The 11,865-nt window shown below is 65.9% G+C and carries 10 protein-coding genes; 7 read left to right on the forward strand and 3 right to left on the reverse strand.

The genetic code is table 11. From position 1 onward, the window contains the following. Window positions 1–4 precede the first annotated feature (4 nt). A complete protein-coding gene (locus RMO01_RS01665; protein ID WP_309627313.1) occupies window positions 5–3,091 on the forward strand; it encodes an efflux RND transporter permease subunit in 3,087 nt (1,028 codons plus the stop codon). Between the two features lie 369 nt (window positions 3,092–3,460). On the opposite strand, the gene RMO01_RS01670 is transcribed toward RMO01_RS01665, so the two are convergent. Both RMO01_RS01670 and nhaA read right to left on the reverse strand, forming a co-directional pair. Then, window positions 3,461–6,142 (reverse strand): TonB-dependent receptor, encoded by a 2,682-nt coding sequence (locus tag RMO01_RS01670; protein ID WP_309627314.1) that lies wholly within the window; start codon window positions 6,140–6,142, stop codon window positions 3,461–3,463. 234 nt (window positions 6,143–6,376) lie between these two features. Then, window positions 6,377–7,588: a Na+/H+ antiporter NhaA gene (nhaA, locus tag RMO01_RS01675; RefSeq protein ID WP_309627315.1), complete on the reverse strand. Its 1,212-nt coding sequence runs from the start codon at window positions 7,586–7,588 to the stop codon at window positions 6,377–6,379. Window positions 7,589–7,803: 215 nt separating this feature from the next. Between nhaA and RMO01_RS01680 the strand changes: the two genes are divergently transcribed. From RMO01_RS01680 to RMO01_RS01695, 4 genes are all read left to right on the forward strand, one after another. Beyond that, on the forward strand, window positions 7,804–9,291 hold the full coding sequence (locus tag RMO01_RS01680; protein WP_309627324.1) for a protein adenylyltransferase SelO family protein: 1,488 nt from the start codon (window positions 7,804–7,806) through the stop codon (window positions 9,289–9,291). Between the two features lie 108 nt (window positions 9,292–9,399). After that, a complete protein-coding gene (locus tag RMO01_RS01685; RefSeq protein ID WP_309627316.1) occupies window positions 9,400–9,921 on the forward strand; it encodes a DUF2975 domain-containing protein in 522 nt (173 codons plus the stop codon). A 7-nt stretch (window positions 9,922–9,928) separates the two neighbouring features. Further along, window positions 9,929–10,165, forward strand: a complete 237-nt coding sequence (locus RMO01_RS01690) for a helix-turn-helix transcriptional regulator (protein ID WP_309627317.1) — start codon at window positions 9,929–9,931, stop codon at window positions 10,163–10,165. Between the two features lie 353 nt (window positions 10,166–10,518). Further along, the gene (locus RMO01_RS01695) at window positions 10,519–10,947 is read left to right on the forward strand and encodes a DoxX family protein (protein ID WP_309627318.1); all 429 of its coding nucleotides are present in this window, start codon (window positions 10,519–10,521) and stop codon (window positions 10,945–10,947) included. Here RMO01_RS01695 and RMO01_RS01700 read toward each other — a convergent pair. After that, window positions 10,916–11,107: a DUF2256 domain-containing protein gene (locus tag RMO01_RS01700; RefSeq protein WP_309627319.1), complete on the reverse strand. Its 192-nt coding sequence runs from the start codon at window positions 11,105–11,107 to the stop codon at window positions 10,916–10,918. The genes RMO01_RS01695 and RMO01_RS01700 overlap by 32 nt on opposite strands. Window positions 11,108–11,161: 54 nt before the next feature. On the opposite strand from RMO01_RS01700, the gene RMO01_RS01705 reads away from it, so the two are divergent. Together RMO01_RS01705 and RMO01_RS01710 are read left to right on the forward strand one after the other, a co-directional pair. Next, entirely contained in the window at window positions 11,162–11,644 is a 483-nt protein-coding gene (locus tag RMO01_RS01705) for a MerR family DNA-binding transcriptional regulator (protein WP_309627320.1), read from the forward strand. Between the two features lie 4 nt (window positions 11,645–11,648). Beyond that, window positions 11,649–11,831 carry an acyl-CoA dehydrogenase N-terminal domain-containing protein gene (locus tag RMO01_RS01710; RefSeq protein ID WP_309627321.1) on the forward strand — a complete coding sequence of 61 codons (183 nt, stop codon included), beginning with the start codon at window positions 11,649–11,651 and terminating at the stop codon, window positions 11,829–11,831. The last annotated feature ends 34 nt before the right edge of the window (window positions 11,832–11,865 follow it).

Consider the following 11,865-nt stretch of genomic DNA (forward strand, 5'->3'; position numbering starts at 1 on the left):
GACCATGAAGAACATTTCCTCCTGGTCGATCAAGAACCCGATCCCGATCATCCTGCTGTTCACGCTGCTGACCATCGCCGGTCTGCTCAGCTTCAACAACATGCGGATCAACAACAATCCGGATATCGACTTCCCGCTGGTGGCGGTCACGGCCGTGCGGCCGGGCGCGGCGCCCAGCGAGATGGAGGTCCAGGTCACCCGGCTGATCGAGGACTCCCTCTCCGGCCTGTCGGGCGTGCGCCACATCAACTCCCAGGTCATGGACGGCGTCTCCTCGACAACGATCGAGTTCGAACTGGGCACCGATACCGAGCGCGCCACAAACGACGTGCGCAACGCCATGAGCGGTCTGCGCGCCGACCTGCCGCAGGACATGCAGGAGCCGGCCGTCCAGCGTATCGACATCACCGGCGACGCCCTGATCACCTGGGTCGTCCGGTCCTCGACCATGACCCCGGAAGAAATCAGCTGGTTCGTTGACAACGACATCAGCCGCACCCTGCTGGCCATCCGGGGCGTCGGCGAGGTCAACCGCTCGGGCGGCGTGGATCGCGAAATCGCCGTCGCGCTGGATCCCGACCGACTGGCTTCCTACGGCCTCACGGCAGCGGCGGTCAGCCAGTCCCTGACCGGTGTGAACTCCGACCAGCCGGGCGGACGGGTCACCATTTCCGGCTCCGAGCGGTCGATCCGCACCCTGGGCGCCGCGACCTCGATCGAAGGCCTGCGCGAGACCCTGGTCCCGCTCGGCGGGGGTCGTACCGTGCGTCTGGGCGATCTCGGCACGGTGGAGGACCACTGGTCCGAGCCTCGTCGTCTGGCCCGCTACAACGGCCAGGAAGCCATAACCTTCAACTTCCTGCGCTCGCGCACCGCCTCCGAGGTCAAGGTCGCCGAAAAGGTCCGCGAGGCGGTTGCCCAGATAGACGAAACCCACCCCGAACTTGAGATCGAACAGGTCACGGCCAGCGTCGAGCAGATCGAGGAAAGCTACATCGCTTCGCTCGAAGCCCTGGCGCTCGGGGCTGTACTCGCCGTCATCGTGGTGTTCATCTTCCTGCGTGACTGGCGCGCGACCTTCATCACCGCCACGGCCATGCCCCTGTCGCTGATTCCCGCCTTCGCGATCCTCGGCCCGCTGAACCAGTCTCTCAACGTCGTCACCCTGCTGGCCCTGTCCCTGACCATCGGCATTCTCGTCGATGACGCCATCGTGGAGATCGAGAACATCGTCCGCCACATGCGAGACGGGAAGTCGCCCTATAAGGCCTCCATGGAGGCCGCCGACGAGATCGGTCTGGCGGTCGTGGCGACCACGGCGACCATCATCGCCGTCTTCGCGCCGGTCGGCTTTATGCCGGGCATCATCGGCCAGTTCTTCAAAGCCTTCGCCCTGGCGGCCTGCGTTTCCGTAGCCTTCTCACTGGTCGTCGCCCGGACGCTGACGCCGCTGATGGCGGCCTATCTGCTCAAACACCAGGCGCACGAGGACAAGGATCCGTTCTGGATGAGCGGCTATCTGAAGTCGCTGAGCTGGAGCCTGAAGAACCGCTGGAAAGTCTTCGGCATCGGCACCGCGCTGTTCCTCGCCACGATCCTGTTGGTCGCGCCCCGGGTGCCGTTCGAGTTCCAGCCTTCAGGCGACGTGGGCCGGGCCGGTTTCTCGGTCGAGCTGCCGCCGGGCGCGACCCTGCAGCAAACGGACGCCGTCGTTCAGCGCCTGACACGCGACCTTCGCGCACGGGAAGAAGTGACGTCGGTCTTCGCCGCGATCGGCGGCCAGGAAGTCAATCAGGCCAACCTCTATGCCGACCTGGTCGGCAAGGGCGAACGCGACCTGAGCCAACAGGAATTCGCCCGCACCATGGTCGACGGCTGGAAGGACATTCCGGGCGCTCGTATCGGCGCCGGCATCGCCAATCAGGGCGGCGGACCTTCGGACGGCACCAGCTATACGTTCTCGATCCTGAGCGACAGCGGCGAGGCCTTGCAGGCTGCGGCGCGTCAGGTCGAGGCCGAGATGCGCACCGTTCCGGGCCTGGCCAATGTGGTCAATACGGCCTCGATCGCCCGGCCCGAGATCCTCGTTACACCGCGTCCGGATCAGGCCGCCCTGATGGGCGTCTCGACCAGCGCGATCTCCCAGGCCGTCCGGGTGGCCACGATCGGCGACGTCGACCAGAACCTGCCGAAATACAATCTTGGCGACCGCCAGGTGCCGATCCGTCTGCGCCTGACCCGCGACGCCCGCGAGGACCTGTCCGTGATCGAGAACCTGCGGGTTCCAACCGCCAACGGCGGGGCGGTGCCGCTGAGCGCCGTCGCGGACATCCAGTTCGGCGCCGGTCCCTCGCAGGTGCTTCGTCAGGACCGTTCGCGGATCGCCTCGATCACGGCGGAACTGGACGGCATCCGGTCGGGCGAGGCGGGCGTCCTGGTGCAGAAACTGCCGTCGGTTCAAAACCTCCCCGAAGGCGTGCGCCAGGTGCCCGCAGGCGACCAGGAGTTCATCCAGGAAATGATCAGCGGGTTCGCCGTCGCCTTCATGACCGGCATCCTTCTGATGTACGCCGTTCTTGTGCTGCTGTTCCGCAGCTTCGCCTACCCGATCACCATCATGGCCTCTCTGCCCCTGGCGATCGGCGGCGCCTTCCTCGCACTGATGATCGGCGGGTCGAGCTTCTCCATCTCGTCCCTGATCGGGGTCCTGATGCTGATGGGGATCGCGGCCAAGAATTCCATTCTGCTGGTCGATTACATCGTCATCGCCGAGCAGGAGGGCATGAAGCGGATCGACGCGATCATGGACGCGGCGCACAAGCGGGCCCGGCCGATCCTGATGACCACCTTCGCCATGGGCGCCGGCATGCTCCCGGTCGCCGTAGGCTGGGGCGCCGATGTCGAGTTCCGCCAGCCGATGGCCATCGCGGTCGTGGGCGGGCTGATCTCCTCGACCTTCCTGTCCCTGCTGTTCATCCCGCCGATCTTCACCATCGTGGACGACATTTCGGGCTGGATCCGGCGCCGGCTGGGCGGGATGTTCGCAGGCCAGCACCACACCAACGGTGGCGAGACCGCGCCCGCCGAGTAGTCGGCGGGGCGGCCGGGGTCTGATCGGCCGGGGTCTGAAGCCACCCCGGCACGAGGACCGCAATCGTCACCGCGCTGCTCGGCAGGGCGCGCACCTTGGCAGTGGTCCAGGAGATGCGGAGGCACGTCCGGCTTTGGCGCCGGCGCGAACTCGCGACCACGCGGGTCGTCTTCGGACCGAATGCTGATGGAGCCAAATGCCGGGACAGCAGTCCATCAAGAGATGATCATGTCCTTGGATAGCAGACCAAGCGACCGCGGCGACGAACACGTGCCGGCATGAGGTGTTCGCCGGACAGGTTTCCCCGCGAAAGAAAAAGCCGGCCGGGGTCACCCCCGGCCGGCTCAGTCGTCCCGGTTGTCGTCGGGATCAGTACCTGAGGCGCAGCGTGCCGCCGAAGGTGCGGGGCGCGCCGAGGAAGGCGTCGTAGGTCTGGGTGTCCAGGTTCCCGTTGTAGAACGTGCCGGGGTTGGTGCCGGTCGTCTGCACGGCGCTCTGGAAGGCGGTGCCTTGCAGCGGGCCGTTGTAGCCGACCTGCAGATACTCTTCGTCGGTGAGGTTCTGGGCCCAGATTTCCAGGGTCCAGCGGTCATCCTCGCTGCCGATCGAAACACGGCCGTTCACCGTCGAGAAGGCGTCCTGCAGCTTGAACGGCAGGAGGTCCGACCCGGTGTTGTACTCGGTCATGTATTTGCCGGCCAGGCTGAAGCCGGCGCGCAGGCCGTTGCCCAGGCTGCGGTCGAAGTTGACCGACAGGGCAGCCGACCATTCCGGAGCGAAGGACGGACGCGAACCGGGCAGCAGCGATGCGGCCGGGAAGTTGTTCGGATCGACCAGGTCAGCCGCGGTGAACACGCCATACTGGGCGTCCGTATAGGTCACGCCGCCCTGGAAGCTCAGGCCCTCGACCGGGGTGAACCACACCATGTCGGCGTCGATGCCGCGCGAGGTCAGCTCCGGGATCGGCTCAACGGTGAAGCCGACGCCGTTGAAGGTGTTGAGCTGGAAGTTCTCGAACGTCTGATCGAAGTAGGTGGCGTTCAGCAGCAGGGTGCGCTCGACCAGGGTCATCTTCACCCCGGCTTCGTAGCTGTCGACATACTCCGACGGGAAGAACAGCGTCGACACCGGGGTGATCGTTCCCGTGCGGTGCACGCGGTCGAGGTTGTAGCCGAAGCTCTTGTAGCCGCGGGCATAGGAAACGTAGCCGAGCACGGACTCGTTCAGGCGGTAGGACGCCTTGATCGTGCCGCTCAGCTCGCTGTCGTCGGTCGATTCGTTGACGTTGCGGTTGTTGAAGGCGCTGTTGGCGAAGGGCAGGCAGATGGCGCCCAGGATGCCGCCGACGTTGGCGGCGCCCAGGCCCGCGCCGATAGCGCCGGCGTTCAGCTGAGCGGCCGTGCAGGCGTTGCCGTTGCCGTTCACGTTCCGCTGGCGGGCGTCGAGCGACTTGTCATCCATCGTGTAGCGCAGGCCCACGGTGAGATCGAAGGCGTCGGTGACGTGCCAGGTGTTGTTGGTGAACAGGGCGATCGAGGTCGATTCCTGTTCGTAGGAGTCGCCATAGCCCTGACCCAGGGTGAAGCCGGGACCGGTCGCCTGGGCCGACGGAACGGTGACCAGAGCGCCGCCCGGTCCAACCGGCAGGGAGCCGGTGCCGCCACTGGCGAGGCAGCCGAGCAGGCCCGCCGAGGTGCCGGTCTGGCCGGTGCGGGTGAAGCAGCCAACCACACCCGGGCTGATACCGATGGACGGGCTGGCGCGGTTCAGGTTCGCCGACAGCAGGAACGAGATGTAGGGCGTATAGTCAGACCCGAAGTACCAGCTGTCGTTGCGGGTGATGTTCTCCTTGGTCGCGAAGACGCCGACCAGCCAGTCGAGGCTGTCCGTGGCGCCGGCCAGGCGGAATTCCTGGGTCAGGTTCTCGACGCCGTAGCCGTTCTGTTCGTTCTGGACGCGATAGGAGATGTCGGCGCCGGTGTAGTCGATGTCCTGGCCCAGTTCAGTGGACCAGTCGCGGTACGAGGTGACCGACGTCAGGGTCGCGCCGCCGAACAGCGACGGCAGATCGAAGTTGGCTTCCAGCGAAACGCCGCTGTCCTTGATCTCCTGGCCGCTGGAGCGGTTGGCGAAGGCCGTGCGCGAGAAAGGCAGCAGGCCGCCGTTGGGGGCGGTCGCAACCGGCGGGCGGGCGCCCGAGCCGTTGGAGAGCAGATCGATGAAGGCCTGGGTCGACGACGAGCGGATTTGCACGCCCGTGCAGCAATATTCGTCGCGCGAGGTGAAGTCGGCGATCAGGCGGAACGACGTGCTGTCGTTCGGCAGCCACAGCAACTGGCCGCGGACCGAACCGAAGTCCTGGTTCTGGTCATCGGTTTCCGGACGGGGGCCGTCGCCGGTATCGACATTGTAAAAGCCGTCGCGGACGCGGCGCGCGCCGTACAGGCGGAAAGCCAGGGTGTCCGAGATCGGACCGGTCACGGAACCCGACGCGCCCGGGGCGCCGTAGTTGCCGGCCGTGAACTCGGCGTTATAGCCCGGCGTGAACGACGGGGCTTCGGTCAGGATGTTGATGACGCCTGCCGAGGTGTTCTTGCCGAACAGGGTGCCTTGCGGACCCTTCAGCACTTCGATGCGGCTCAGTTCGCCGAGGTCGCCGAAGCCGACCGAGTTCCGCGAACGATACACGCCGTCGATCACGACACCGACCGAGCTTTCGAGACCGGGGTTGTCACCCACCGTCCCCACGCCGCGGATACGGGCGGTGGTCGAGGCTTCCGACGACGTCGAGGTGACGGTCATGCCCGGGGTCAGGATCTGCAGATCCTTGATGTCCTTAACGCCCGCGTCCGACAGGGTTTCCTGGGACAGGCTGGTGACCACGATCGGCACGTCCTGCAGGTTCTGCTCGCGCTTCTGGGCGGTGACGATGATGTCGTCGACCGTGGACTGCTCGCTGTCCTGGGCCGAGGCGATCCCGGCGAAGCCGAAAGCCACGGCGCCGACGACGGCGACGGACGCGGTGCAACGAAGAATTTGAGTAAGACGCATGGACGGCTCCCGGCTCATGGCCCGACGCCTCCTCTCGGAGCGCATCGCGGCGTTTCCTGATTCCCAACCCGCGCCCTTCTTGCGGAGCGTCGGATTCTCGTGAGTTTTGCGTAGGGCAAGCCGCACCGTGGGACAAGGCGAAGCCTAGGTTCACGCCATGTTTCAGCCTTGCGACAGCGCCCTGTGTGACGCGAAAGCGACAGAATGCGATGACCTTAGGTCAATATTCGCGTCTCAAGATTCAGTAATCGGCCCTGACGAAGCCTCCGAACTTCCCGTGCGCCTCGATGCGATCGCCAGAATGATCCCGCCCAGCGTCGCCGAAAGCACCGAGCCCAGGATTACGCCCAGCTTGACCTCCACCTGCTCGGGAGAGTCCACCGCGCCGGGGAATGCCAGGGCGCCGATGAACAGGCTCATGGTGAAACCGACCCCACAAAGAAGAGAGACGCCGTAGACTTGCAGCCAACTGGCGCCGCTGGGGCGGGCGCCCAGCTTCAGGGCGGCAACCAGCCAGGCGGCGCCCATGACGCCGATCTGCTTGCCGATAAACAGGCCTGCGGCGATGCCGAGGACGAGCGGCGCCAGCATCTGGTCGAGCGACAGCCCCGCGAACGACACCCCGGCCTTTGCGAAGGCGAACAGCGGCAGAACCAGGTAGGCGACATAGGGGTGCAGGTCGTGCATCGCCTCTTTCAGCGGACTCTGTTGATCGTCGGCCCGCGGGGACACCGGCACGATGGCGGCAAAGGCGACGGCCGCCAGAGAGGTGCTGAGCCCCGCCTTGACGCTCAACCACCAGACCAGGGCGAAGCCGAGGACCCAGAACGGCGCGGGTATCCGGCGCAAGGACATCACTGAACCCGCCAGCAACAGCGCGCCGGCCACGCCGACCAGCGGCCAGTTGACGCCCTCGCTGAACAGGACGGCGATCAGGGCGATCGCCCCGAGGTCATCGACGATGGCCAGGGTCAGCAGGAAAACCCTCAACGACGACGGCAGTCCCTTGCCCACCAGGGCGAAGACCGCGAGTGCAAAGGCGATGTCGGTGGCCAATGGAATGGGCCATCCCTGGTGCGGGCCCCCGAGGGCTCCGGAAAACAACAGATAGACGCCCGCCGGGGCCAGCATCCCCCCCAAGGCCGCGACAACCGGAGTCACCAGCTTCCGCGGATCGCTCAGCTCGCCCTGGCGAATCTCGTATTTGATCTCCAGGCCGACAACGAGGAAGAAGATCGCCATCAAGCCTTCCTTGATCCACTCCGAGACGGACAGTTCCAGTTGCAGCGGGCCCGCCTGAAACAGGTGTTCGCTCTTCAGCCAGTAGAAATAGGCCTCCGAGAGGGGGGAGTTGGCGACGATCAGGGCGGCGATGGCAGCCAGCCCGAGTACGGCGCCTGAGGCGGCCTCGGTCTTGAGGAAGTCGAGAGTCAGTTTGCGCGCCACGGCGGCCTCCGGTCTGGATAGGTCTGTTCCGTGGCGCCCGGTTATCGACGGGCGCCGGACCGGATTCGTCGCCATCCTTCCAGGAATGGGCGGCGCCGGCCTGGCCGCAAGGGCCTGATCTCTGATTGCAGAATACCGTCAAGCCGGAAGGGTTCAAGGCGATCTTGACGCGGATCCGGTTGCGACTCGTCATCTTAGGCCGCATCTGGATGCCCATGCCTGTTGGTCCCGTTTATCGCCCCGAACCCCGCGTCTTCGATCTGGGGGAAGATTACGGCGACGCTGTTCGACCCGCCGACTTTCCCGAGACGATCCCGCGCGTTCGAAACGACCGTGCGGCGGCGACCGTGGGGCTCGACAGTCTGACCGACGCCGAATGGATCACCCATTTCGGCCGGTTCGCCCCCCTGCCCGGCCAGCCCGGCCCGATCGCGATGCGCTATCACGGGCACCAGTTCCGCACCTACAACCCGGACCTCGGCGACGGGCGCGGCTTCCTGGCGGCGCAGTTGCGGGAGACTCCCGGCGCTCCAGCAGCGAACGACCGCACAGTCTACCCTCGGGCCGATCGGAGATCGGACCCGGGGGCGAGCGGTAGCGCCCAACAAGGGAGACTGCTTGATCTGGGAACCAAGGGTTCCGGGACCACCCCCTGGTCGCGTTCCGGGGACGGTCGCCTGACACTCAAGGGCGGGGTGCGCGAGGTCCTCGCCGCCGCCATGCTGGAGGCGCAGGGCGTTCCGACCAGCCGCGCCCTGTCGCTGATCGAGACCGGCGAACAGCTGGAACGCGGCGACGAGCCCTCCCCGACCCGGTCCGCCGTCCTCGTCCGGCTGCAGCACAGCCACATCCGTTTCGGGACCTTCCAGCGCGCCGCCTTCTTCGGCCGCGCCGACCAGATCGAGACCCTGGTCGAGCATGTCCGCGCTCTCTACCATCCGGCCGTGGCGCAGGGAGACGCGTCCGGCCTGCTCACCGCCATCGTTGCTGCCTCGGCCCGGTTGGCCGCCCGCTGGATCGCCGCAGGCTTTGTCCACGGCGTTCTCAACACCGACAATCTGAACGTCACGGGCGAGAGCTTCGACTATGGCCCGTGGCGGTTCCTGCCGTCCTACGAGCCCGGCTTCACCGCCGCCTATTTCGATTCCACCGGTCTCTACGCCTTCGCTCGCCAGCCGGAAGCGGTGTTCTGGAACCTGACCCAGCTGGCCGGCTGCCTGAAACTGGTCGCCGAGGCCGAGCCCCTGACCGAGGCGCTGAACGGCTTCGGCCCGGCCTATATCGGCGAGCTGCGCGCCGCCTTCCTGGACCGTCTGGGCGTCAAGAGCCTCGGCGAGGCCGCTGACCAGCGCCTGCTTGACACCACCTTGGCCCTGCTGCGCGAGAAGGGTGAGGCGATCCGCTGGGAGCCCCTGTTCCACGACTGGTTCGCCGGCTTCTCGTCCTCGGCCCGCGCGCTTGCCGGTCCCCGTGCGAACGCCTGGCAGGGCGAGGCCTTCGACGCCTTCCGTTTCGCCCTGTTCGAGCATGAGCCTGAGCGGCCGGAGCGGCTGGAGCACACCGTCTTCGCCCGCCCCGATCCGGAAGAGATGCTGATCGAGGAGGTCGAGGCGATCTGGGCCGCGATCGACGCGACCGACGACTGGTCGCCCCTGCACGACAAGATGGCCCGGCTGGAAGCGACCCGCGCCTCCCGCGCCTGAAATCTTACGAAAGTTTCATATCGTTTATCGGGAAAGTTCTTGATCGATAATCAATGAACCCATATCGACTATCGACATGGCCGCAGGTCGCGGCGGAGAGGTAGTCAAGTGAAGCTCATCGGTCGTCGCTCCGTCGCCAGCGCCCTGCGCTGGGTGCTGGGATTCGTGAACGTGTTCGTGACGTTCGCCGTCGTCGCCACTGGCGCTATGCTGCTGGCGTCGCTGGTCGTGCCGGGTTTCGGCGCCGGGTTCATCGACGGCCTCGCGGACAACGAGCCCGATTGGCACATGCTCATGCTCAATGAGCGCGCCACCTTCCTCGCCGCCTTCATCGCCACCCTCAGCACCTGGTGGATCCTGAACCGGCTGCGCCGGATGTTCCTGGCCGTGAACCACGGCGACGCCTTCGAGCGAGCCAATGTCGGACGGTTGCAGGGCGTCGGCGTCGGCCTGATCGGCGTGCAGGTCAGCGCCTTCATCCTGGCGTGGACCGTTCCTGAAGGGATCATCGACGACCTCGACTATTCGGTTGATCTCGGCGCCTGGCTCGGCATCCTGATCGTCTTCATGCTCGCCGAAGTCTTCCGCGAGGGTGCGGCCATGCGCGACGACCAGCAGATGACGGTCTGAGGGCGCCATGGCCATCATTGTTCAACTGGACCAGATGCTCGTCGAACGCCGCATGTCGCTGACAGAACTCAGCGACCGGGTGGGGGTCACCATCGCCAACCTCTCCGTCCTGAAGACGGGCAAGGCGCGCGCCATCCGCTTCTCCACCCTGGACGCCCTGTGCCGCGAACTGGACTGTCAGCCCGGCCGGCTGCTGGCCAACACGCCGGAACCTCAGCCGCTTGGGGAAGGTGGCGAGGATTGACCACGATCGCCCCGGCCCGTCGCGCCGGGGCGACGCAATTCAAGGGCCTTTGAACCCGCCATAGCGGCATTTCCGCCACGGGAAACATTAAGTCATCACCTGATGTCATCAATTGATGTCTACGGCTGATGACATTTCGGCCCAGCTCTGCCATACCCCTCTTCACGGCGGCCGTCCTCCCGGATTACCGACTTGTATGAATACGGCCACGCTACCGCCCCGTAGCTACGGCACAGCTTCTTCATCACCTTCGGTTACGGTGTGGCTTGCGACCTCTTGCGGAACCCGAAGTTCGATCTGATCTAGCCACTGTTACCAATTCATCCGTCCTCCCCGACGAAACGAACGATCCGATGTCCACGACCTTCACGCCTGCCGCCGCCCCCGTCTCCGCAGCCCGCGCTCGCGCGGTCGCCGGTTATCGCAACCTTGCGCTCTGGACCCTCCAGGGCTGGGCGGCGATGTTCTTCTTCGCCGCCGGCTACGCCAAGCTGACCGAGCCGCTGGACAATCTGGTGGCCCTGATGAACTGGCCGGCCCTGGTCAGCGAGAACCTCGTGCGCGGCGTGGGCATCGCCGAGGTCGTCCTGGCGCTCGGGATGCTGGCCCCGTTGGTCTCGTGGAAGCTCGGTCGCTGGCCCCTGCTGATCTCGGCCGCCGGCCTGACAGCGCTGGAAGTCGTCATGCTGTCGGTCCACGCCTTCAGCTTCGACATCGGCCTGGCCCTGACCAACCTCGCCCTCCTGGCGATCACGATCCCGGTCCTGCTGGGCCGCCGCTGACGCCCGCACGCCGACAGCGTTCGGAACAGAACTTCACCTGATCCCAGTCGCGGGCCCATTTGGCTCGCCACGCAAAAGGTTTGCCGCAGGAGACGCATGTCTTCTGCGGCAAATCGCGCTTGTCGGGCGCAGCGCCCTTGTTGACGTGCTTGCGCGCCATCGGTCCTGAAAAGCTTCCCTTTACGTCCGCGTCAAGTTTGGGCTATGTCGGCATATGGCGACCGCCGACGATCATCGCACCTATTCGATCCGCCAACTCTGTCGTGAGTTCGGGGCGACCGCGCGCGCTCTGCGCTTCTATGAGGACAAGGGCCTTCTGACCCCCGCGCGCAAGGGCCAGACCCGGGTTTACGACGCCCGAGACCGCGCCCGGCTGAAACTGATCCTCCGGGGGCGCCGTATCGGCTTCACCCTGACCGAGATCCAGGAGATGCTGGACCTCTACGATCGCAACGACGGCAACACCCATCAGATGGCTATCGCCCTGGCGCGCCACCGCGCCCAGATCGAGGCCCTGAAGCAGCAGCGTGAGGACCTCGACGCCGCCATCGAGATGGCCGAGGAAGCCTGCGCGGCGATGGAATCCCGCCTGTCCGAACAGCGTCCCGACCTCCTGCCCGGCGCCGAGGAATACGCCTCGGTGCTGCGCCAGCACCTCGACCAACACGCCCATCATCCGTTCAAGCTGAGAGCCTGACCCCATGGCCTACAAGGCGCCCGTCCGCGATCTGACCTTCATCCTGAACGAGGTCCTGGAAATCGACCGCTATTCCAACCAGCCGGGCTTCGAGGACATCTCCTCGGACCTGGTTGGCCAGATCCTGGAAGAAGGCGCGAAGTTCGCCGAGGTAGTGATCGCCCCGATCATCCACTCGGGCGTCTAGGAAGGCTGCCACTGGGACAATGGCGTCGTCACCG

Source organism: Brevundimonas sp. (genome assembly GCF_031412435.1).
GTDB lineage: Bacteria > Pseudomonadota > Alphaproteobacteria > Caulobacterales > Caulobacteraceae > Brevundimonas.

Bases quoted from the DNA above. Each gene is read 5' to 3' on its own strand.
- RMO01_RS01665 (WP_309627313.1), top strand. From the start codon at position 5: ATGAAGAACATTTCCTCCTGGTCGATCAAGAACCCGATCCCGATCATC.
- RMO01_RS01670 (WP_309627314.1), bottom strand. From the start codon at position 6,142: ATGCGTCTTACTCAAATTCTTCGTTGCACCGCGTCCGTCGCCGTCGTC.
- RMO01_RS01680 (WP_309627324.1), top strand. From the start codon at position 7,804: ATGCCTGTTGGTCCCGTTTATCGCCCCGAACCCCGCGTCTTCGATCTG.
- RMO01_RS01690 (WP_309627317.1), top strand. From the start codon at position 9,929: ATGGCCATCATTGTTCAACTGGACCAGATGCTCGTCGAACGCCGCATG.
- RMO01_RS01695 (WP_309627318.1), top strand. From the start codon at position 10,519: ATGTCCACGACCTTCACGCCTGCCGCCGCCCCCGTCTCCGCAGCCCGC.
- RMO01_RS01700 (WP_309627319.1), bottom strand. From the start codon at position 11,107: ATGGCGCGCAAGCACGTCAACAAGGGCGCTGCGCCCGACAAGCGCGAT.
- RMO01_RS01705 (WP_309627320.1), top strand. From the start codon at position 11,162: ATGGCGACCGCCGACGATCATCGCACCTATTCGATCCGCCAACTCTGT.
- RMO01_RS01710 (WP_309627321.1), top strand. From the start codon at position 11,649: ATGGCCTACAAGGCGCCCGTCCGCGATCTGACCTTCATCCTGAACGAG.